21 protein-coding genes are annotated in these 23,373 nt (G+C 41.5%); 7 read left to right on the plus strand and 14 right to left on the minus strand.

The features are described 5' to 3' along the window. The 7 genes from ACY3ZI_RS04090 (at position 1) to ACY3ZI_RS04120 (ending at position 10,140) form a co-directional block, all read left to right on the plus strand. Entirely contained in the window at positions 1-2,217 is a 2,217-nt protein-coding gene (locus ACY3ZI_RS04090; RefSeq protein WP_487376061.1) for a type I secretion system permease/ATPase, read from the plus strand. Position 2,218: 1 nt separating this feature from the next. After that, complete coding sequence (locus tag ACY3ZI_RS04095; RefSeq protein WP_487376063.1) at positions 2,219-3,454, plus strand: beta-barrel domain-containing protein; 1,236 nt, start codon at positions 2,219-2,221, stop codon at positions 3,452-3,454. Positions 3,455-3,935: 481 nt separating this feature from the next. Beyond that, positions 3,936-5,930, plus strand: coding sequence for a transketolase (tkt, locus tag ACY3ZI_RS04100; protein WP_211886596.1), 1,995 nt, complete (start codon positions 3,936-3,938; stop codon positions 5,928-5,930). Between the two features lie 337 nt (positions 5,931-6,267). Beyond that, positions 6,268-7,287 (plus strand): erythrose-4-phosphate dehydrogenase, encoded by a 1,020-nt coding sequence (gene epd, locus ACY3ZI_RS04105; RefSeq protein WP_211886595.1) that lies wholly within the window; start codon positions 6,268-6,270, stop codon positions 7,285-7,287. Between the two features lie 103 nt (positions 7,288-7,390). Beyond that, complete coding sequence (gene pgk, locus ACY3ZI_RS04110; RefSeq protein ID WP_036953968.1) at positions 7,391-8,554, plus strand: phosphoglycerate kinase; 1,164 nt, start codon at positions 7,391-7,393, stop codon at positions 8,552-8,554. A 60-nt stretch (positions 8,555-8,614) separates the two neighbouring features. After that, positions 8,615-9,691, plus strand: coding sequence for a class II fructose-bisphosphate aldolase (gene fbaA / locus ACY3ZI_RS04115; protein WP_132496207.1), 1,077 nt, complete (start codon positions 8,615-8,617; stop codon positions 9,689-9,691). Between the two features lie 173 nt (positions 9,692-9,864). Further along, on the plus strand, positions 9,865-10,140 hold the full coding sequence (locus ACY3ZI_RS04120; protein ID WP_211886594.1) for a VF530 family protein: 276 nt from the start codon (positions 9,865-9,867) through the stop codon (positions 10,138-10,140). A 205-nt stretch (positions 10,141-10,345) separates the two neighbouring features. Here the strand turns inward: ACY3ZI_RS04120 and ACY3ZI_RS04125 are convergent, their stop codons facing one another. The 14 genes from ACY3ZI_RS04125 to hpaB all read right to left on the minus strand — a co-directional run bounded on the left by ACY3ZI_RS04125 (position 10,346) and on the right by hpaB (position 22,933). Further along, positions 10,346-10,603 carry a helix-turn-helix domain-containing protein gene (locus tag ACY3ZI_RS04125; protein ID WP_036953973.1) on the minus strand — a complete coding sequence of 86 codons (258 nt, stop codon included), beginning with the start codon at positions 10,601-10,603 and terminating at the stop codon, positions 10,346-10,348. A 33-nt stretch (positions 10,604-10,636) separates the two neighbouring features. Next, positions 10,637-12,025: an O-antigen ligase domain-containing protein gene (locus ACY3ZI_RS04130; protein ID WP_487376067.1), complete on the minus strand. Its 1,389-nt coding sequence runs from the start codon at positions 12,023-12,025 to the stop codon at positions 10,637-10,639. A gap of 21 nt (positions 12,026-12,046) precedes the next feature. Further along, positions 12,047-13,114, minus strand: a complete 1,068-nt coding sequence (locus ACY3ZI_RS04135; protein ID WP_036953976.1) for an MrpH family fimbial adhesin — start codon at positions 13,112-13,114, stop codon at positions 12,047-12,049. Positions 13,115-13,129: 15 nt separating this feature from the next. Next, on the minus strand, positions 13,130-13,636 hold the full coding sequence (locus ACY3ZI_RS04140; RefSeq protein ID WP_036953978.1) for a fimbrial protein: 507 nt from the start codon (positions 13,634-13,636) through the stop codon (positions 13,130-13,132). Between the two features lie 10 nt (positions 13,637-13,646). Further along, entirely contained in the window at positions 13,647-14,183 is a 537-nt protein-coding gene (locus tag ACY3ZI_RS04145; protein WP_036953980.1) for a fimbrial protein, read from the minus strand. Beyond that, positions 14,176-14,541: a hypothetical protein gene (locus ACY3ZI_RS04150; RefSeq protein WP_487376070.1), complete on the minus strand. Its 366-nt coding sequence runs from the start codon at positions 14,539-14,541 to the stop codon at positions 14,176-14,178. The genes ACY3ZI_RS04145 and ACY3ZI_RS04150 overlap by 8 nt, the downstream gene beginning before the upstream one ends. A gap of 27 nt (positions 14,542-14,568) precedes the next feature. Continuing rightward, positions 14,569-15,297 (minus strand): fimbrial biogenesis chaperone, encoded by a 729-nt coding sequence (locus tag ACY3ZI_RS04155; protein ID WP_036953984.1) that lies wholly within the window; start codon positions 15,295-15,297, stop codon positions 14,569-14,571. A gap of 12 nt (positions 15,298-15,309) precedes the next feature. After that, complete coding sequence (locus tag ACY3ZI_RS04160) at positions 15,310-17,799, minus strand: fimbria/pilus outer membrane usher protein (RefSeq protein ID WP_487376072.1); 2,490 nt, start codon at positions 17,797-17,799, stop codon at positions 15,310-15,312. 36 nt (positions 17,800-17,835) lie between these two features. Further along, positions 17,836-18,393, minus strand: a complete 558-nt coding sequence (locus ACY3ZI_RS04165; protein ID WP_487376075.1) for a fimbrial protein — start codon at positions 18,391-18,393, stop codon at positions 17,836-17,838. Between the two features lie 41 nt (positions 18,394-18,434). Next, positions 18,435-18,986, minus strand: coding sequence for a fimbrial protein (locus ACY3ZI_RS04170; protein ID WP_154628270.1), 552 nt, complete (start codon positions 18,984-18,986; stop codon positions 18,435-18,437). A 357-nt stretch (positions 18,987-19,343) separates the two neighbouring features. After that, positions 19,344-19,826, minus strand: coding sequence for a FidL-like protein (locus tag ACY3ZI_RS04175; RefSeq protein WP_036953993.1), 483 nt, complete (start codon positions 19,824-19,826; stop codon positions 19,344-19,346). After that, positions 19,816-20,634 carry a winged helix-turn-helix domain-containing protein gene (locus tag ACY3ZI_RS04180; protein ID WP_487376077.1) on the minus strand — a complete coding sequence of 273 codons (819 nt, stop codon included), beginning with the start codon at positions 20,632-20,634 and terminating at the stop codon, positions 19,816-19,818. The genes ACY3ZI_RS04175 and ACY3ZI_RS04180 overlap by 11 nt, the downstream gene beginning before the upstream one ends. Positions 20,635-20,832: 198 nt before the next feature. Next, on the minus strand, positions 20,833-21,351 hold the full coding sequence (hpaC, locus tag ACY3ZI_RS04185) for a 4-hydroxyphenylacetate 3-monooxygenase, reductase component (RefSeq protein ID WP_036953999.1): 519 nt from the start codon (positions 21,349-21,351) through the stop codon (positions 20,833-20,835). Between the two features lie 19 nt (positions 21,352-21,370). Further along, the gene (gene hpaB, locus ACY3ZI_RS04190; protein ID WP_108479482.1) at positions 21,371-22,933 is read right to left on the minus strand and encodes a 4-hydroxyphenylacetate 3-monooxygenase, oxygenase component; all 1,563 of its coding nucleotides are present in this window, start codon (positions 22,931-22,933) and stop codon (positions 21,371-21,373) included. Positions 22,934-23,373: the final 440 nt, after the last annotated feature.

A 23,373-nucleotide genomic window follows, 5' to 3' on the forward strand; every position in this document is an offset into this window, starting at 1 on the left:
ATGAATATTATTAATAACCTATCTTTAGTTACCAAGCGTTTGGGTTATACCCTTTCACCAGAAATTTTATTAGCACAAACTAAACGCACGGAATCGAAATCTTTTGATTATGCCTCGTTAGTGAATGTGTTGAATTCCCATCAATTTGATAACCAGATCATTGAAATCGATCTGCATAAGATCCCGACGATTGCGGCGCCGTTTCTGGTGCTATTAGCAAATAATGAATCAGTGGTGATCAGTAAAATTGAAGATGGCGAAAATGGACGCCATTTTGAGATATTAACGGAAGAAGGCTTACGTCAAGTATTAAGCGTACAAGATCTGGCAGCGAACTACAGCGGCTACAGCTGGTTTATTAAACGCAATATTCGCTCGGAAACTCGTTCGGAAATCGATAAATACGAAACTAGCGGTTTCTGGAAAGTGATTTGGCGTTATAAAAAATATTACTACCAAGTGATCGTCGCATCATTTGTGATCAACTTATTAGCGTTAATCAGTTCCTTGTATGTGATGAACGTGTATGACCGAGTGATCCCAAACCAAGCTTACGAAACCTTATGGGTACTGACCATCGGTGTTGTGCTGGCAATCGGTTTTGAATTTCTCGCCAAAATGTTGCGATCTTATCTATTAGATATCGCAGGGAAAAAAGCGGACATTGTGATCAGCGCGATGCTCTTCCACCGCGTGATGGGGATCCGCCTTGATAAGCGCCCAGCATCATCAGGATCGTATGCGAACAACTTACGTGACTTCGAATCCATTCGTGAATTTATGACCAGCGCGAGCTTATTAGCTCTCGTCGACCTGCCGTTTATTTTGCTGTTTATCGGCGTAATCAGCATGATTGGTGGCTACCTAGCATTAGTGCCACTGACGATTATCCCGATTGTAGTGATCGCAGGTCTTTTGATTCAAAAGCCACTGGCGAAAGGGATCAACGCCTCAATGAAAGAAACATCTCAACGCCAAGGCTTAGCGGTGGAATCCATTGAAGGGATCGAAACCTTAAAGCTGAATAATGCGGTGAATTGGGCGCAACAACGCTGGGAAATGCTTACCGAGAAAACGGCATTTTCATCCATCGCCGTGCGCAATCTAACCAACTTTATGGTCAACTTTAGCGCGGCAATGCAGCAGCTCAATACCGTGGGGTTAGTGTGCTTGGGAACTTACCTGATCCACGCGAACGATGTGAACTCGCGTATTACGATGGGGGCGCTGATCGCCAGTGTGATCTTATCGGGTCGAGCATTAGCGCCACTGGGGCAAATTGCGGGTCTGGCAACACGTTTCCAATCAGCGCGTATGGCATTAGCCGGTGTGCGAAATATCTTTAGCCGTCCTATTGAACGCGAAGATCATAAGAAATACATTTCACCAACTGCAGTTCACGGGGCATTACAACTGGCGAATGTGACTTATCAATATAGTAAAGATGGGCAGCCTGCATTAAACAACATTAACTTAGAGATCAAAGCGGGGGAGAAAGTCGCGATCCTCGGTAAAATCGGTGGCGGGAAAAGTACATTACTGAAGCTACTGACAGGCTTGTATGAGCAACAACAAGGAAATATTAACTTAGATGATCTCGATATTCGCCAAATTGACCCGATTTTCCTCAGAAGCAAAGTTGGCATGCTGACGCAAAAGCCGCGTTTATTCTTCGGAACCCTGCGTGAAAACTTGGATTTAGCACGTCTTGATGGCTATTCCAGTGATGACGATTTAGTGCGTGCGCTCAAACGCTTCCAGCTCGATAAAATTATTCGTCAGCATCCAGCAGGGCTTGATATGCCCCTTGGTGAAGATGGTTTAGGGCTTTCAGGTGGACAAAAACAGATGGTGGCACTGGCACAGTTAACCCTGCATAACCCAAATGTGGTGTTACTGGATGAGCCAACCACGGGCATTGATGTGGATACTGAAAAATTGGTACTCGATGCGTTAGAAACGTGGACGAAAGATAAAACGCTGATTGTCGTCACCCACAAATTGCCAATTTTACGTTTAGTTGACCGCATTATTGTGATGGATGAAGGCAAAATCTTAATTGATGGACCGAAGCAGAAAGTCTTAAAAGCGTTAGGACAAACGGAGCAAGCCACTGGCACGGTAACGACAGATAAACCCGCTCCACAGTCTACGCCACAAGTGCGAGTCGTTTCACAGGTTAGGCACGTAATTAATAAAGAAGAAGGGGCGATTTAAAATGGATCAATATGGTAAAGCGCCAAAAGAGCATCGCACTTTTTCCAGTGACTTTTCTCACGATTTAGAATCGGTAATGAGAAAAGAGCGCAGTAACTTACTGTTTTTGCCTATTATCTTTCTGGCGCTGTTACTGACGATTTTTGTGGTCTGGGCGTATAACAGTCACTTAGAAGAGATCATTCGTGGGCAAGGAACCATTATTCCAAGTAGCCGTGAGCAAGTCATTCAAAGTATCGACCCTGGCAATATCCAAGAGATGTACGTCAAAGAAGGGGATATTGTCGAAAAAGGGCAGATTTTGCTGAAGCTGGATGATGCGCGCAGTATGGCATTATTGCGTGAAAGCCAAGCGCGAGTGCAAAACCTTGAAGCCATCTCAGCGCGTTTGCAGGGAGAATCTCGCAACGAAGTTCCTGATTTTTCAAAGATAACGGATCAAGACTTAGTAGAGCGTGAAACCAATGCTTATAACGCGAAAAAAACGCAGCGTGATCAAGCTGTTGCAGGCTTACGTCAAAGCAAAGGATTATTAGACCGAGAAATCGCTATTACCAAACCGCTGGCGAAAGAAGGGTTAGTTTCCAATGTGGAAATTCTGCGTATGGAAAGACAGTCCGTTGAATTAGCGACGCAAATTAATGAACGCATGAATAACTACCTTGCGGAAGCAAACGCTGAGTTGGTGAAAGTGGAATCGGAGCTGGATCAAGCGGAAGAGACAATGAGTATGCGTGAAGATCCTGTCACTCGCTCGGAGATCCGCGCGCCCGTTCACGGCATCGTAAAAAATATTAAGATCAATACCATCGGTGGCGTGGTGAATACGGGGCAAGACATCCTTGAGATTATTCCCCTCGATGACAAATTGATGGTGGAAGCTTATATTCGCCCACAAGACGTGGCCTTTTTAAGACCAGGAATGCCGGTGGTCGTTAAAGTAACTGCTTATGATTATGCCATTTATGGTGGCTTAAATGGGGTCGTGAAGTTAATCAGCCCAGACACGCTGAGTAATGATAATCGTCGAAGTGAATTGAAGCTTAATCCGGATGAAACGTTCTACCGCATTCTTGTCGAAACAGATACCAATTACTTGTTAGACAAAAATAACCATAAAATGGAAATCATTCCGGGTATGGTGGCATCGGTGGATATCAAAACGGGTGAGAAAAGCGTCTTTGATTACCTGATTAAGCCTATCACGCGGATGAAACAGGCGATGACAGAGCGTTAATCGCGATAAAAAAATCAAAAAGAAAGCAATGTGAAAACAAGGGCGCAAAGATGAGCGCCCTTGCTGTTTTGTGCGGGTTTTCCAGTAAAAAATTTGCCAAATATCACTAATATTGCGGCTAATTACTCAAGATGCATAAATCACCTTGATCCTAAGTGGTGAACTCAGGTTTAATACGGTCAGGCAATTGCGCAAAACGAAGAACTCAAAGGGATATTTTGCGCAATGGAAAGGATTCAGCTTGACGGTTGCGATAAAGATCCGCAGTCTGCTGTCATATTGTTTCAAATAATTGCTGTATGGATGAAATTGCGCTAGTTTCGTAGGGTCTCATCGCTAAACTTCAAGTTGTGGGTAGGTCTAATAAGCTTTTATGCACCTGCGGCTCGAATTATTGAGGCTAACTCTATAAACCGCAATGATTCCCTATTGCGTTGTGAATATTGGTTTAAGTACGTTCTATCCTACTTGGAGTATACTAATGACGACTCGTAAAACCCTTGCTAATGCTATCCGCTTTCTAAGTATGGATGCGGTTCAAAAAGCAAAATCAGGGCACCCTGGCGCACCAATGGGCATGGCTGATATTGCTGAAGTTCTTTGGCGCAACCATATGAATCATAACCCAGCAGATCCACATTGGGCTAACCGCGACCGCTTCGTACTGTCTAACGGTCACGGTTCAATGCTGATTTACAGCTTGCTGCACCTGACCGGTTATGACTTATCTATTGATGAGTTAAAGAACTTCCGTCAATTACATTCTAAAACCCCGGGTCACCCAGAATATGGTTATACGCCAGGCGTTGAAACCACTACCGGTCCTTTAGGTCAAGGTATTGCAAACGCAGTGGGTTTTGCGATTGCAGAACGTACTTTAGCGGCACAATTTAACCGTCCAGGTCATGACGTTGTCGACCACCACACTTATGTGTTCATGGGTGACGGTTGTATGATGGAAGGTATCTCCCACGAAGTGTGTTCATTAGCGGGTACCCTGAAATTAAATAAACTGGTCGCATTCTACGATGACAACGGCATCTCTATCGATGGTGAAGTCGAAGGCTGGTTTACTGATGATACCGCAGCACGTTTCGAAGCATACGGCTGGCACGTTATCCGTGACATCGATGGTCACGATGCAGACCAAATCAACGCTGCAGTAAACGAAGCACACAAACAATCAGACAAACCAACGCTGATTATGTGCAAAACCGTTATCGGTTTTGGTTCACCAAACAAAGCAGGCACCGAAGCGGTTCACGGCGCACCTTTAGGTGATGCAGAAATCGCAGCAACTCGTGAAGCACTGGGCTGGAAATTCGGTCCATTCGAAATCCCAGCAGATATCTACCAAGCTTGGGATGCGCGTGAAGCGGGTAAAGAAAAACAGCATTCTTGGAATGAAAAATTTGCGGCATACGCAAAAGCACACCCAGAATTAGCGAAAGAATTCGAACGTCGTATGGCGGGTGAACTGCCAGCGAACTTTGATGCAGAAGCGAAAAAATTCGTTGAAAACCTGCAACAAAACCCTGCGAATATCGCAAGCCGTAAAGCATCTCAAAATGCGTTAGAAGCATTCGGTAAAGTATTACCAGAATTCATGGGCGGTTCTGCGGACTTAGCGCCAAGTAACTTAACCATGTGGTCTGGCTCTAAACCTCTGAACGAAGATAAAGCGGGTAACTACATCCATTACGGTGTTCGTGAATTCGGTATGTCCGCTATCATGAACGGTATCGCTCTGCACGGTGGTTTCATCCCTTACGGCGCAACATTCTTAATGTTCGTTGAATACGCACGTAACGCAGTACGTATGGCAGCGCTGATGAAAATTCGCAGCATCTTCGTTTACACTCATGACTCTATCGGTCTGGGTGAAGATGGTCCAACGCACCAACCAGTAGAACAACTGGCGAGCCTGCGTGTGACACCAAACATGAGCACATGGCGTCCATGTGACCAAGTGGAATCTGCGGTTGCATGGAAATATGCAATTGAGCGTAAAGATGGTCCAAGCGCGCTGATTTTCTCTCGTCAAAACCTGGAACAGCAACCTCGTACCGCTGAGCAATTAGCGAATATCGAGAAAGGCGCTTATATCCTGAAAGATTGCGCAGGCACGCCTGAGCTGATCTTTATTGCGACCGGTTCTGAAGTTGAATTAGCGGTGAAAGCGGCTGACCAACTGACTGCGGAAGGTCGTAAAGTTCGCGTTGTTTCTATGCCTTCTACAGATGCATTCGACAAGCAAGACGCGGCTTACCGTGAAGCGGTTCTGCCTGCAAACGTCAGTGCTCGTGTGGCTATCGAAGCGGGTATTGCAGATTACTGGTTCAAATACACTGGTCTGAATGGTGCTATCATCGGTATGCACTCATTCGGTGAATCAGCACCCGCTGAGCAACTGTACAAAGAGTTTGGCATTACGGTTGAAAACGCCGTTAAAGCTGCAAAATCTCTGCTGAAATAATTCATTTAATTGCTTGAGGTGTGTTCTGAATAAACGGTCGCGCCTCTGAAAATCAAGTGAATTAACCTAATTTACGCCTCAATATCAAGTTTGGTATTGGGGCGTTGTTTTTTTGTGCACCGTTTCTTGTTTTTCTATTGCGTTCTCTAAATATATCCCTTAATCTAAAACTCAATAAGCTGAACCGTTTCAGTTGCATTTGAAATAGTGTAAATAAATTTTAAAAATGTCGAGTGAAGCACACTTTTGATGTTTGACAGTTAAAATGAGCAGTAGAGTTGGTGGTAGTCAGTTATCCTTAGCAACCGTGTGATTTTGCTCAGATACAAGGTGTAGAATGGCAATCAGGGTAGCAATAAACGGCTTCGGTCGAATTGGTCGAAGTGTTCTCAGAGCGTTATATGAATCAGGTCGCCGGGCAGAAATTGTCGTTGTTGCGGTCAATGAATTAGCGGAACCTGAAGGTATCGCTCATTTGCTGAAATATGATTCAAGTCACGGACGCTTTGCGTGGGATGTTCGCCTTAATGGCGACCAGCTACAAGTTGGAGATGACAGTATGCGTCTTTTCCATCAAGCGGATATCAGCAAGCTACCTTGGAAAGAGCTCGGTGTGGATGTGGTGTTAGATTGCACGGGCGTTTACGGCTCTCGCGAAGATGGGTTAAAGCATCTGCAAGCCGGCGCGAAAAAAGTGCTCTTTTCTCACCCGGGAACCGATGACCTCGATGCGACCATTGTGTATGGCGTTAACCATGACAGCCTACAAAAAAGTGATAACATCGTTTCCAATGCATCTTGTACCACCAACTGTATTATTCCAGTCATCAAAGTGTTGGATGATGCATTTGGTATTGAGTCAGGCACAGTCACCACCATTCATGCATCCATGAATGATCAACCCGTGATTGACGCTTACCATAAAGATTTACGCAGAACGCGCGCAGCGAGCCAATCGATTATTCCTGTTGATACCAAATTGGCAGCGGGGATCACGCGAATTTTTCCAAAATTCCAAGGCAGCTTCGAAGCGATTTCTGTACGCGTTCCAACCACCAATGTCACTGCCATTGACTTAAGCGTCACTGTAGATGCGGATGTTTGTGTTGATAAAGTTAACAAGCTATTACAGAGCGCCGCGCACGGGCATTTTCGTGGTATAGTAGACTATACTGAACTACCGTTAGTCTCGATGGATTTTAATCATGATCCGCACAGCGCGATTATTGATGGCACGCAAACACGAGTTAGCGGCAAGAACTTAATCAAAACCCTGGTTTGGTGTGATAACGAATGGGGGTTTGCTAACCGGATGCTAGATACAACCCTAGCGATGGCAGCAACAGGTTTAAACTAATTGGCGTCTGACAGACAGCGGGGCACAATAGATAAAAACGCTATTGACCACCTCGCACAGTCGCTAATGAAAACTTTATAGAGAATCAACAAGAGGATTCACCATGTCTGTAATTAAGATGACCGATTTGGACTTAGCGGGTAAACGCGTTTTCATTCGTTCGGACCTAAACGTTCCTGTTAAAGACGGTAAAGTTACTTCAGATGCACGTATCCGAGCTTCATTACCAACAATTGAATTAGCGCTGAAACAAGGTGCTAAAGTCATGGTTACTTCCCACCTCGGTCGTCCGACGGAAGGTGAGTACAATGAAGAGTTTTCACTGCAACCTGTTGTTGACTATCTGGCAGAAAAATTAGACAACCCAGTTCGCTTAGTTAAAGACTACCTGAACGGTGTTGATATCGCTGCTGGCGAATTAGTTGTTTTAGAAAACGTGCGCTTTAACAAAGGCGAGAAGAAAGACGACGAAACGCTGTCTAAACAGTATGCAGCACTGTGTGATGTCTACGTTATGGATGCATTCGGTACGGCTCACCGTGCTCAAGCATCAACGCACGGCGTGGCTAAATTCTCACCAGTTGCGTGTGCAGGCCCGCTGTTAAGCAACGAATTAGAAGCATTAGGCAAAGCGTTAGGTAACCCAGCGCGTCCAATGGTTGCTATCGTAGGCGGTTCTAAAGTTTCCACTAAACTGACCGTTTTAGATTCCCTGTCTAAAATCGCTGACCAACTGATTGTGGGTGGTGGTATCGCGAATACTTTCATCGCAGCAGAAGGCAACAATGTGGGTCGTTCTCTGTATGAAGCGGACCTGATCCCAGAAGCGAAAAAATTATTGGCTAACTGCCAAATCCCAGTGCCAACTGATGTTCGCGTGGCTACCGAGTTCTCAGAAACTGCTGAAGCAACACTGAAAGCAAGTAATGCTATCAAAGATGATGAGCAAATTCTGGACTTAGGTGATGAATCCGCAGAACGTCTGGCTGAAATTCTGAAAAATGCAAAAACCATTCTTTGGAACGGCCCTGTGGGCGTATTCGAATTCCCTAACTTCCGTAAGGGAACAGAAATCGTTGCTCGTGCTATCGCAGACAGTGACGCTTTCTCAATCGCTGGTGGTGGTGACACCCTAGCGGCGATCGATTTATTCGGTATCGCTGATAAGATTTCATACATTTCTACCGGTGGCGGTGCTTTCCTTGAATTCGTTGAAGGCAAAAAGCTCCCAGCCGTTGTGATGCTAGAAGAACGTGCTAAAGCGTAATTAATTTGTTCATACACAACAGGCAGCGTAGGCTGCCTGTTCACCACAGGACCTTTTCACATGTCTAAAATTTTTGATTTTGTTAAACCAGGTGTTATCACTGGTGATGATGTACAGAAAGTTTTCGCGGTTGCCAAAGAAAATAACTTTGCATTGCCAGCTGTGAACTGTGTTGGTACTGATTCAATTAACGCCGTACTTGAAGCGGCAGCTAAAGTACGCGCTCCGGTTATTGTTCAGTTCTCTAACGGTGGTGCTGCATTTATCGCAGGTAAAGGCCTGAAAGCTGAAGGGCAACAAGCAGCTATCTTAGGTGCAATTTCAGGTGCATACCACGTACACCAAATGGCAGAGCACTACGGTGTGCCAGTGATTCTGCACACTGACCACTGTGCGAAGAAATTACTGCCATGGATTGACGGTCTGTTAGATGCGGGTGAAAAACACTACGCGAAAACCGGTAAACCACTGTTCTCTTCTCACATGATTGACCTGTCAGAAGAATCTCTGGAAGAAAACATTGCAATCTGTTCTAAATATTTAGAGCGCATGGCGAAAATCGACATGACTCTGGAAATCGAATTAGGTTGTACTGGTGGTGAAGAAGACGGTGTTGATAACACTGGCATGGACAGCTCAGCGCTGTACACCCAACCAGAAGACGTGGCTTACGCTTACGAAAAACTGAACGCTATCAGCCCACGTTTCACTATCGCGGCTTCTTTTGGTAACGTACACGGTGTTTATAAGCCAGGTAACGTACAATTAACGCCAAAAATTCTGCGCAATTCCCAAGACTACGTGTCTGAGAAATTTAACCTGCCACACAACAGCTTAGATTTCGTTTTCCACGGTGGTTCCGGTTCAAGCGCTGCTGAAATCAAAGAAGCAGTAAGCTACGGTGTTATCAAAATGAACATCGATACCGATACTCAATGGGCAACATGGGATGGTATTTTACAGTATTACAAAGCGAAAGAAGGCTACCTGCAATCTCAGTTAGGTAACCCAGAAGGCGATGATAAGCCAAACAAAAAATACTACGATCCACGTGTGTGGCTGCGTAAAGCACAAGACTCAATGGTTGTTCGTTTAGAGCAAGCATTCAAAGAACTGAACTGCGTAGACGTTCTGTAATTTACGAGTTTAACTTGTGAATAAATCATCCCCCAGCAGGGTAACTTGCTGGGGGATTTTTTATGTTTTCATTAAGGTGCCTGTGACTTGCCTGTATTGATTGCTAGCGCCTTGCATTTCTTGTAATCTTCGCGTGCTTTAAACACTCCGAAATGCCCTATAAGGTAATGCAAATGACTGAACATAAATCTAAAGACCCATTACATGGGGTTACACTTGAAATGCAGGTAACAGAATTAGTTAACCATTATGGCTGGGCAAAATTAGGCAACATTATCAAAATCAACTGCTTCAACAAAGATCCCAGTATAAAATCAAGCTTAAAATTCCTACGAAGAACGCCATGGGCGCGGGCTGAAGTTGAAGCGCTCTATCTTGATATGCTAGAAGACGATTCAATGGATGATGCTAATTTGTCTGATGATCCATGGGGTAATCACCGCGTTTAATACCTCGACGAAATGTAGCCTCTAATTGAGCTATAATGCATTGTTATTATTTGTTTTTTCTAATGAGTGGGTTAGCAGATTTCAGTGATGTAGAAATATCAGTTTAGGTTACTTTTACTCATAAAAATACCCCCTAAAAATAGACTTAGAGGGCATGATTATGTCGCGATCAAATAAGGTTTTCGGCGATATAAATACAACAGCATTACAGATTAATCGGTACTGTTACCGAAGAATTTCTACGTTCTAAAAAGTAATTTAAATCACATTGAAGCACATTGGCAAAAATACATAATCGGTGGATTGTAAAATTTTGAGTTCCACGTTCATAGCGAGAGATCTGCTGTTGGCTTAAGCCCGTTTTTTTACCAAGAATACTGGCACTCCAGCCCAATAATAGTCGGCGTTTACGGACTTTTGCACCAATATCTGTATTGGAGATTTGATTGTCATAGAGAGTCATTATGCTGTCCTCGTTTATCTTTTAATTTTCTCATTATGAAAATGAGAAAATATTGGTGTGAAAGAAAGATTGACCATTAAATAAATTTAATCCAATAATAAAAACGATGAGGCCAATAATAAAAGTGCTAAAACTAAACAATAAAGAAAGATGTTTATTAATATAGAAACTGGATTGTTCTCTCAGTGGGAATGAAGCATCTGAAAATGATAAAAACAATATAATCATTCCCCAATGTAATACCGATTGTAAAAATGGGTGTTCTAAATTGCTATTAATAACCACAGGCGTTAATGCTAATACCAAGGATATTGAATAACCGTTCCCGTTTTTTTTATATTTAATAATTGACTGATAAATAACATATATACCCCCCGTTATTATTAATGACATAAAAATAAGGTTGATAAACCCACCAGTCATAATCCAACGCAATATCTCATTATAAATATGAGGGACAATATAATTTTCAGAACTTAAAAATGGGAGCTGATTTTTCTCCATGCTCGCATTAATAATTAAAGGTTGTTCCCAAACTTCAGCTGGTGGGTAGATAAACAGTGAAATGGAAAACCGTAACATCTGCTTAAGGTGAAAGCGGTTGATTATCTCACTGTCGATATACTTTGGGCATAGCTGAATAAGGTAAACTCCAATAAATACAGCGACGGCAATAATGAAATAGCTGACACTGACCCTTACTTTATTCTTTTGATAAAACAAACAGATAAAGATAAATGCACACACTGCAAAACTCAATGTTGTGGTGATGGATTGCAGAACAATCAGCGTCACCGTAAACAAGAAAATGCAGAAACTTAATAGTGTGATGCGGCATTTTTCTTGGATAAGTGATGCAAGTTTAAATTGTGATAACACAAGGGTCATCAATGAAAACATGCAGCTCATTGCCATGTTAACCGACAAAATGGTAATTTGTTGCATCAAACCATATGACCGCATATCTGTTGCAAAATAAAAAATGTTGGTTTCAAAAAAGTATTGATAAATAGTAAATAAACACTGAATAACATTAATAGCGATAAAACAATAAATACAGAAAGATTGAATTAGCCACTTCTCCCGTATTTGTAGTCCAACAATATACAGTATGACTCCTGCGCTAATACCAGACCAATACCAAAATATAACATTATTACTTTCTTTTAGATAAAAAAGATTGATGCTTAATATGGCTAGCGCTAAACAAAAACACATTGCAGGAATCGTAATGAAAATCCGATTTTTTCTATAAAATACGGTAAATGCAATGATGGAAATAATTAATGCAATCGCTAACCAGCTAATAATATTTTGTGGCAGCGATTGCCTTAAGCTACCTAAATTATCAATGTAAATTATGCTGGCGAGATTCCAAATAATAAAAATACTAATAAATACAGCACGAGAAAGCATAATCATAAAATTTATACTGCATGTTAATTATAAATAAGTTGCAATTAACCACGCATTACCAGTGTATTTTCCTGGCTCAGCATCTAATCCATAAAGGTGGCTTTCGATTTCAATATTTTTCACTTTATCAATGGTGGTTTCGATAGTTTTACCGCGTAGGTTATTCTCTGCATCGTACAGTGATAACTCAGAGTAAATCGTGTTATTACCTGATTTCAGCGGCACACGCTTTTGTGGATCGTTATCCATAACGTAATCTAAGGCGAATTTCACTCTAACCCCCTGACTTCTATCACATTGATAGGTTGCAGTACGGGTTTGTTTACTATCAAATTCAATGGCATCCAGTGTATTGTGATTGATATTTAAGTTATCAATATTGGATTTACAGTTTGATGGGTAGTTAATCACCGACTGAGTTAAATCCAGTTTTACACTCGCTTTATCCGCTGGAACGAATACATCAGGTGTACCCGGATATTGGAACATTCGGGTATAGCCTGCAATCATTGCTGGTGGAATAACAACTTTGCCATCAATGGGAATATCTTTCACATAAATACGTACTTCAAATGGGAATTGAACGGTGAAGAATCCTGCGTCTAATGGCCCCATTTCTTCGGAAGAACACCCACGTCCAGAAATGTTTTTCCAACCCTGAGTAATTCCATTGTCTGAATACAGTGTGAAATAAGTATTCGCATTAATTTTATAAGCGGTTAGCCCCTTAATGCTAAAGCCAGCCTCTGGCATATAAGCAAAAACACGATGAAAGGCATAGTTCCATGCCAGTCCGTTTTGGTAGTTACCCGCTAAAAAATTCACAGTGCAATAGACAGTACCGTAGGGCTGTGATGAACTTTCATTAATCACAATACCCTCTTTATTTGGCGGAGCGACGGAGTAGTATTTCTCGCCATTGCTTCCAATTGTCGGAGTGCTCGCGATGACCGAGTTATTGGAGACAAGATTCATTCTATAACCTCCACCACTGGACGAGTAGCGAGTTAACCCATGAGACACTTGGCTATAGAGAAACAGTGACATCAGCATGGTCATTAATGAAATTAGCGAAGTTTTAGATGTTTTTTTCATTGTCGTTACCTAACTTTAGAGATAATCAATCATCACTGACAGTGCCGCACTAAACGGGCCGACTTCAAGTGTTTCAGGCACTTGATTCGTAACTAATTGTGACTGTAAGGTCAATGTGGCGGTGTCACCACTCACTGACGGGAAGATGGGCTCCCATTTCAGTAGATTGATAGCGGTATTTCTATTGGCTTGGGAAAAGCGGATCCCTAATCCTTGGATCGTGGTGCTTAATACCGTTTCGTTATTAATCGTGAGGGTCGAACCCTCTTTAGGGGATAAATAAATTCGTAAATTTTTACGCAGATCGCACTGTTTAATTAGGATCCCAAAGTTTTGCTTTTCTTCTGTTATGCGATCTAATGCGACATTTTGAAAATTCACATACAGCTCTTTATCACCATTTTCATTGGTGATCACACAGGATGGACGCACTAATGTGGTTTCCAACGTAATTAAAATATCAGCCAGTGAAAAGCTGCTCATTAGCAGGCAAATCGCCCCTAAAAAACCGGATATTTTCATCTGCATTCTCCTACTGGTAGTCCAGATTGAAAGTGACTAAGGATGAGAAACTCCCTGTTTTGAGCCGTCCGTTAAAGGGCTTTTGTGCATATACCCCAAATTGCAGTGGGTTAATGGAGCCTTTTCCCGATTCCGTGACGGTACTGATATCAATCGGGGTATTAAATTTCAAAGGTTGAGCATTCTTGCCATCAGTTAACGCCAGTAACACATTGGACTCGCCGGTTGTTTTCAAATAGGTGACGCCATTGTGAGTTTCAGTATCTTGAGTATTTAGCGTAATTTTGATGGTCTTATTTAATGCCGCGGTTGAGCAATCGACGATATCCAACTGAAAAGGTTGAACATCAGAACGCCCCAGATTTTCAAGTTCAGAAAAGCGCAGACCTGATAAGTAAACCGTTTTCTTCGTGTCATCGTCGGATAAGCGACAACCGATAGGCACCAGTGTCCCTTCAAAATAGACGGATAGACTATTTGCCAAGCTGCCGTAGCTGGTAAATAACAAGCTACTCATGCCAACCATAAGTGCGAATGTTTTAGTCATAAATCATCTCCAAACGGCGTGCTGAGCTTTCGGCTGGAAGTAAAAAAGTCATACTTTTATTTGTCTGCGGCTTTGAAAAAACATATTGCTGACCCGCAAATTTCAACGTGAATGGTGCCCACGTTTGGTTATAAGTGCGGGTGACACAATGGGCATAACTCACAGTAAATTGATAAACAGGTTCATTGACATGATTGACCGCTCTTGTCATCGTTACATGAGGCTGGCAAGGTGTTATGAGAAAACGCGCATGAACATAAACAGTGCCTGTTGTTTCCAATAATGAGGGTTGCGATGGCGTTTCTGCCAATACAGGCATGGCGAACATGAGCGATAACCCAAAGTGATACAGTTTCATGTTGATATTCCTGTTTATCCGTTACGTCTATGGTGTGACTGTGCACTGCGATGCTTGGCACTTAAACGCCAGTGATGGCTTTCCACCATAATCATTGATATAGGTGAGATATGGCGTCGCAAATTTCGCTGATTTTAGGTTATGGGTTGATTTCGGTGGCACCATAACAGCATCAAAATCACTTTGCTCAGACTGCTTCTGGCTATTACCAATGCCGATAACGGTCAGATAAAAACTTGTTGGGTTATTTAGCTGATAACCATTGGCTGTTGGGGTTAGTGTTACCTGTTTTGCCCACTCTTTTTTGCTATCCGCCACAATTGCTTCTGGGCGATAAAACAGTTTTACACGGCTTTGTAGGGCGATTTGTAGAACACCTGCTTCCGTTGATTTTGGTGGGATCTCACGCAAGTTATAGTAAAACAGAGACTCTCTATCCTGAGGTAACTTACTGATATCTGGCGCAGTGCTTAAACGAACTAAGCTAGTGGATTTTGGCTCCATACGCTGAATCGGTGGCGTCGCGATAATCGGGCCAGCTTCCAATTTTTTCTCTGACGCATCTTCTAACCATGATTGTGCTAGGTAAGGCAGCTCGGGGTTATCATTGCGAATAGTGATGTTAATAGACTGCTGATCACCATCAAAAATAATACGAGTACGATCCAATGTAACTGCGGCGTAAGTGGCGCCCATTGCACCGATAGAGGTCAATAAGACACTGGTGCGAAGTAAATTAAAAAGATTTGATTTCATTTAAATTGTTTCCTAATGACAAATTAATACAGGGTAGCTTTCTGCACTGTTTTTAAACTCAGTGACTTGCGTACTGCATTGCAATTTATTTCCCCAGTAAAGGTTAAGCAGGTCATTTGGCATCACACCGACAATCCATGTGATCCCTTGCTCACCCACAATGCCGAGCTCAATGTTATTTTTATTACGCACACTGGCGCCAAAGGGTGGATAAGTGCCGTCTGCCAGTTTTAAACGGGCAAAGGTTTTTTCCCCTTGGATAACATTAAGGCTGCGATAACCGATGGCTCCACGGGTTAATGTGGCTTCGGTAACACTCTCTAACGCTTCGATATTGTTCGGTAATTTACTGGTATTAATTGATGCTGTTGTTTTGCGATAGCTACTCACGTTAGGGAGCACGGTTAATCCAAAGCGGTTAGTTTTATAAACACCGCCGTTTAATGGCACGTTGCTCGCTCCCGGTGTTTCAACGACTAAGCGCGTTCCACCATAAGCTGCCTGATGCAGCGCAATTCCTTCTTTGACCAATGTGATCCCGCCGTTAATCGACCCACCAATGGTGTGGTACTCATTGGGAACATAACTGGCATTGGCCGAGAGTGATGCCGTTGGGAAGTTCTGGCTCAAATAACCACTGAAACTGGTTTGTGAGTCTTGATACTGTCCCGTTTGGTAACCTACGTTCAGGTTATAACTACGCTGATCGTTGTAGCCGCTATAGCCCACGTTATGGGTTGAAGAACGGCGTCCATTTTGGTCACGTGTATAACCCTCAGAGAAACTCATGCTGCTGCCCATTGTGAGGGGAACGGTGACATACAACGTAATGGCATCATCCTGATATCCCGCTCTTTTGGAGCGTGTCGCAGAAGCAGTTAAGCTGATATTTTTTAACCCTAAATAGGCAATATTGAAGGCGGTGTTGATATAGGCCCCAAATTGCTCTTCCGTTTGGCTATTCCAATACGTGTTGTATTGGTAGTTTCCACCCAGAGAGAATGCATCAAAATATTTATTAATATTGACCTGATAGCTCTCTTTGTGTGCTTGGGTTTCAATCCCTGTACGGCGTTCGTCCAACGTTTGTTGCAATGAACGATAGGTTTCATCCGAGAATCGATAGCCTGCGAAGGTAATATCGGTTCTCGCCTCATCAAACGATTTTGAGTAACTTAAACGGTAACTGCGACCTGTTAAGGTATTGCTGAGTAACTTTGCATGGGACTGCGTTATATCAAATGACAAGCTCCCGAAGGTAAATAAGTCACGCCCAAAACCAGCTGAAAATGCTTGGTAGTTTTTGGATAAAATCGAACCACCATAAATAGACCAAATATTATTAAGTCCATAAGAGAGTTCACCCGATGCGGTCATATCCCCTTCAAGGTGACGCCCATCGTAACGAGGTTTACCAACGGCAAACTTATAGCGAACTTGTCCAGGACGCGTTAAATAAGGCAGCGCCGCTGTAGTAATGCTGAACTTTTGTTCTTCGCCATTTTCTTCACGCACCGTGACATCTAAGGTTCCACGGATTGAGCTATCCAACGTTTGGATCTGGAATGGGCCTGCGGGAACCGTCGTCTCCAAAACAATTCGGTCATGGCTTTTGACGATGACCGTGGCGTTAGTCTGAGCTATCCCGATGATCTCCGGGGCATATCCCGTCAGTTTCGGCGGTAGCATATTTTCATCGGTCTCTAATGACAGACCCGTGAACTGCCAAGAATCAAAAATAGCCGAGTAGAAATAGTTTTCCCCCAACGTTAGAACCGAGGCGATATTCGCTAATGAGCGATAAGCATATAAACGGCTAAATATGGCATCGCTATATTCATTGTTATAGTTACCCGATGATTTACGGTAGTTCGCTTGGTAATCCCCACGTAAACGCCACGCACCGAGGTTTAACCCTGTGGTTCCGTTTGCGGATAAATAGGACTCTTTAGTTCCGCTATTTCGGTTGGTAAAGGAACCCGTTAAGGTGTAGTCGAGTAAAAAGCCGTTAATACCGTCTTCCCAGCGAGAAGGTGGCACCCAGCTAGGGTCGGTATATTCCAAATAACTTTGCGGGATCAAGATCGTCAGTGTTAACGTGGATAAATCCACGCTCATGGTACTGCCTTCAAGCGCAGACAAATCGATACACTGATCGTTATCGCGGTATTTAATTAGGCGAACCGCTTCTGGTTTTAAGCCTAGCTGATCTGTAATGGTTGCCGGAACACAGACAACGCTAAATAATGAATCTTCAGCAGAAGTTGGCGCACCCACAGTAATATCGCGGGCATTACCCAAACGTTCATTATTGACTTTAATCGTTAGATGATAATTTCCAGGCATAACAAATCCGGCCTGAGAAAACTGGCTAAAGTCAATATTCTGAGTATCTTTGGTATCAAGCATATCTGTATTAAATTCAACAGAAAAAGCAACAGTAGGAATACTGGATAAGCAAGATATAATAATTAACTGGTGAAAAATATTAAATTTAGCCATAGTGTTCTTATCATATAAATTAATTTAAAATATTTATTAGTCGTAACTTACATTGAATTTAATCGTGGCAAAGTAATTTCCGGGTTCAATCTCATTATTAATAGTGTCAATTTCTGTTTCATATTTCAAAAAACTGACTTTTGTTTTTCTATCAAAGTAAATAGCGCTATTTGAAATAGAATACGATTTATTCGGAGTGACTAAATTGTTATTGGTGTCATAAATATAGACAATGACACCATCCGTAGGACCTGACAGTTTGATTGCATTGTTGTAGATGTCACTATTGGCAAAGAATTTAATTTTTATGCCTTTACTATTATCTTTGTCATATTCACTGATGCAGTTGTTTAATTTAATGTTAAATGTTTTTCTATTATTATTTTTTGCTTCTTCTGTATTGATGTCACTTTTAGAAACAAGGTCATAATTAATATATTGATATTGGCTGTCTGTTTCTATTGAGCAGGGCGCAGCAACAATATATCCGCGCATAACAGTTTCACCACGAATTCCGCCATCAACTGTATATTCTGCATTAGAAATAAAAGGAGCTAATAATAGTGTTGACCATAAGAAAGATAAATTTCGCATAATGAACCTTTTTATTGGGAGGGTTTCCCCTCCCATAAAAATTATTCGTAAGTGATTTTGAAGTCAGCGATAGAGTTGAATTCACCTTCAGTTACTGGAGTAGCAGCATCAACACGTTTTGCTAATGCAGTAAATTCCAGAACGTTTTCACCTTGTCTGTTACGAATTTGGTTCAGTACAGATTTAGCTTCATCAAATTTAAAATCTTTAATTTGAATACCAACGTTATTAGCGGTACCAGTCACGCCTAAGAACTCTTTATTAGTACCAACGTAGTTTTTACCACCGAAAGTGATTTTGATATCTTTAACTGCAACCCATTTACCTTCAGTATCCTTACTGAATTCGTCGAAGTTACATTCTTTTAATTTAATAGAGATATCTTTCTCTGCTGCATTACCTGCTTCTAAAGAAGCACGTGACAGTTGACCAAATGGAACTTCTTGTTTGGTGCTTTCAGATTCGATATTACATGGGGAGTTAACAACTTGACCGCTAAAATGTAATTCACCCGTGTTGCCGCTAGCTAAAACAGATGCAGACAGAGTAGAAGCTGCAAATAAAACAGCAACAGATAATTTATTTAATTTCATGTGATAGATCCTTAAAGATAAGTAATTTTTAGTCCCTAAAGTGAATGCAAATTGCCTAGTGCATCCATGCATCGGCTTTTTGTGTAAGTCATTTCGACGAAAACAAGTTTATCCATCAGGAGAGTTTTTTGAAATAAAGTATTGGTATTTTAATAAAGTAAAATATTTAATTCTGGTATTAATATTTTTAACGTGAGTTTTAATGTTTTTATTTCGCTGTGGTAATGTATGGGGTTTTTAATCACTTTTGCTTTAAGGTAAATTAATAAGTAATTTTTAAAAATTAAAAAAATAGAGCATCAAATGTCATAATTCGATGCTCTATATTTGTCATGATGAAATGTTTGCTGATTTAAATTAAATTGTGCAAATAAAAAGAGGGGAGAAGTTCTCTTCAAAAATATAGTTTTTTTCACTCAAACGCTTTATGTTTACAAAATAAATTTGCCCTTCTTGCGGAATACCCCGTATTTTTATTTTATTTTGAGCTTGGTCATTAGGATCAATAACAACTCGTTCGACTTGTGAGAAAAAATGCCCGCCTTGGTAGACATATTTCATATAAAATTTGCGAGCGATAACATAACTTTTACCATCGTTGCTAATGGTTCCATTCATCACAAAGGTATGATGCTCAGGGTCATGCTCATTTGGAATAATACTAAGTAGGTAATAGCCTTTTAAGTCTGAACGGCTATCTGAAATATCAATTTTCAGTGTTGCTCTGCAACTCGGAACAATGGCCGTGTTGTTTTTATAATAAACATAGCTACTAATGAAGACTAAGATGGTTGAAATAATCAGTAGCCAAAAAGCCCTGATAGATTTCTTATTTGACATAAAAATTCTCACAACTCACTGTTGTACTATCTTTGGGGGTGTTAGGACAATAAGATAAAAATAAAAAGTTATCATAGAGGTTTTTATCATTCGTGACGATTCCAACATTGTAATAAAATAATGTAGCCGGTTTTTTGCAATCAATGTTTAACCGTGTTAACTGATTTTGTAAATCAGTAAAACTAATCGTCGTCGTATCGGGTTTATGGTAACTATTAATATAGCGTATGCTGCACTGATCAATGCGACCCACCTCAGGATATTCTGTTCGCGTAGCAAAAAAATAGCTTTTAAAAAGATAAAGTAAGCAAAAAATAATAATCACAACTAAGGCTAGCTCAATAAAACGGTTATTGAGAATGTAACTTTTTTTCTTTACTGTTTGCGCTTTTTCTTTTGGTATTTCTTCTATAACGGCTGCTTTATGTGGTTCATTAAGTAATATTTTTTGAGGTTCTTTTTGCTGGACATCATGATTTAATTCTGATGATAGCAACTGCAATTGCGCATTAAGCTTGATACCCACTTTAGGTATAGTCGTAATTATTTCATCCTCACAAAATGAGGACAAATGACGGCGTAAAACAGAAATGCTACTGTTAAGGTTATTATCGGATGCAACTTGGTTATGTTCATCCCACACTCGGCTTAATAATGTTTCACGATCTAAAACCTCACCATTATTTTGCACTAACACCAATAATAAGCGGTTTAGTGTGGTAGTTAGTTTAATTGCATCGCAGATATTATCGCGATATAACAACCCCTGATGGCTGTCATAAATAATATTATTTATAAGATATTTCATATTTTGTTTTATTTTATTTATTAGGATGTCATATAAGTATTTTTCCAGTGTATACCTCTAATTTGGTCGGTGTCAATTAGACAGAAATTGTCTGATAATGGATTTGATTTAAGAAAGTTACATTCGATAGATATAATAAAAAAGCCCCTAAATGATGTATTTAGGGGCTTAGAATAGCGTAATAAAATGGAGGTTAAATTAGGCTGTATGCTCTAAGATTTTATGCAAAACGGGATGGAATTTACGTTTAAAATAGACCAAGCCATGTCCATCATCGCTAACAACAATCTTTTTCATCTCAACCATATAGACAGAGTGAGTACCAATATCTTGTACTTGGGTAATTTCACCTTCAAGATTAGCAAGGGCATTTCTTAACAATGGTTGTTCTAAAATACCTTTATCCCACATATCCCATCCAAAGCGCTCATCCATTGTCGAGCCTTTCATGCCCGCAAAGTGACAAGCTAAATCTTCTTGATCATGGTTGAGAACGTTAACGCATAGGCGGCCATTCTTTTGAAAAACCGCATTCATAGAGCTGTTGCGGTTAACGCATACCATCAAAGTCGGTGGCGTATCAGTCACAGAACAAACCGCAGTGGCAGTAATACCGCAACGACCTTCTGGACCATCCGTGGTGACGATGTTAACAGCGGCACCGAGACTTGCCATCGCATCTCTGAAACGTAAGCGATGTTCATTTTCTAAAGACATTTTGACCTCCTGCTGCCGATTACTTCAGCAGCGAATCTAACAGATTAATATCGTTGTTGTTGTGCAGGTGAGGGCGCTTCCAGCCGTGCTGATCATAGTCAGACAGGCAGCGGTCAACCATGTCAGTCATGGCTTTCATGTTGCCAGAACCGTATGCATGACGCAGACATTGCAGACGAATTTCGTCTTGGCTTCCCGCGTAGTTAATTTCATACAGCTCGTGACGACCACCGAATTCACTGCCGATAGCATCCCACATTAATTTTAAAATTTTAATACGTTCAACGTGATCCATCCCATTTGAACCGCGAACATATTTTGCCAGATATTTGTCAATCTCTGGGTTATTCATATCACGAACGCTTGATGGCAGATAGATCAAACCACTTGTTACGTTACTTTCGATGATATTTTTGATTTTGGTGTAGGCCATTGGTGCCATAACACGATACGTTTGGATGGCTTGAGTATCTGGCAGGAACGCACCGCCTTCCCAAGCTTTTGCTTCTGAACACATAGCATCAGTCAGTGACCAGAACAGGTTACGCCAAGCGACCACTTCACCGAGATCCGCTTGAACACCACGGAAATCAATAACACCCGTACATTCAAGGCTCTTTTGCAGAAGACCTGTGATGAAGTCCAGTTTGACGGCTAAACGTACACAAGCTTGTAATGGGAACAGGCGAGCAAAGCCACCTTGTACCGCCCAGTTACGAGCACGGTCGAAATCACGATAAATCAGCACGTTTTCCCATGGAATTAACACGTGATCCATGACCAGAATGGCATCATTCTCATCAAAACGGCTTGATAACGGATAATCAAACGGAGCTCCTGTTGCACCAGCAACTAACTCGTAAGATGCACGGGAAATTAATTTCACACCGTCCGCATCCATTGGCGCAACAAACATCAGCGCAAAATCAGGGTTATCACCCATGACTTGTGCAGAACCAAAACCGATAAAGTTGTAGTGTGTTAACGCAGAGTTGGTTGCAACAACTTTTGCACCGCTGACGATAATACCTGCATCAGTTTCTTTTTCTAGCTTTATATAAACATCTTTAACTTCATCGGCAGGCTTATGGCGATCGATTGGTGGGTTAACAATCGCATGGTTAAAGTATAAACCGCTCTCTTGAATACGTTTGTACCAGTTGCGGGCGTTGTCGGCAAACTGGCCGTAATATTCTGGGTTAGCGCCTAAACAGCTGGCGAATGCCGCCTTATAGTCTGGAGTGCGTCCCATCCATCCGTAGCTTTGGCGTGACCAATCTGCGATGGCGTCGCGTTGTTGGCGTAGGTCATCTGCACTTTTTGCGAAGCGGAAGAATTTGTGTGTATACCCGCCGTTGCCTGTATCTGTGCCCCAGCAAAGCTGGTCATGAGTCGATTTATCATGAAGCGCATCATATAACTGTCCTATAGAAGCTGCTGAGTTACGAAAAGCAGGGTGCGTGGTGACATCTTTAACACGCTCACCATAGATATAAATCTCGCGACCATCTTGTAAACTTTTTAGATATTCTTGGCTATTAAATGGGCGCTTAGCATCGGAACGAAAATCTTCTGGTTTCATGTCTACCTCGTTTTAGAACAAAGAGGGCTTGCGGGTTGTCGGCGTACAAAGGTTGCAAGCTTGAATAATGTTAATTTTATGTTTGTTTTGTGTTTACTAATTGAATCGTTTTCTGTGGGGTTTTAAAAGAGATTTTCCAAAGGAAAGCTGGTACTTTTCGTTGGTGAGATGGTTTTATGAAAGAAATGTGATCTTATCGATATTTTAATATTAATGCTATTTCAATTTCAATATATAAGTCCTTATTTATCATTGAATTATATTTTATTAAAAACTTAATGAATTTTATTTGCCATTATTTTATTTGATCATTTTTTGCGCCATGCATTCACTTTTTGTTTGCTTCTAATAGTACAAGTTGTAACTTTAAAAATAAAAATGCAAGACATCAAAAATGTTTGCATTATGTAAAATAATTTAAAGGGGATGCTAAAATTTTG

Source organism: Providencia sp. LY12, from assembly GCF_057621555.1.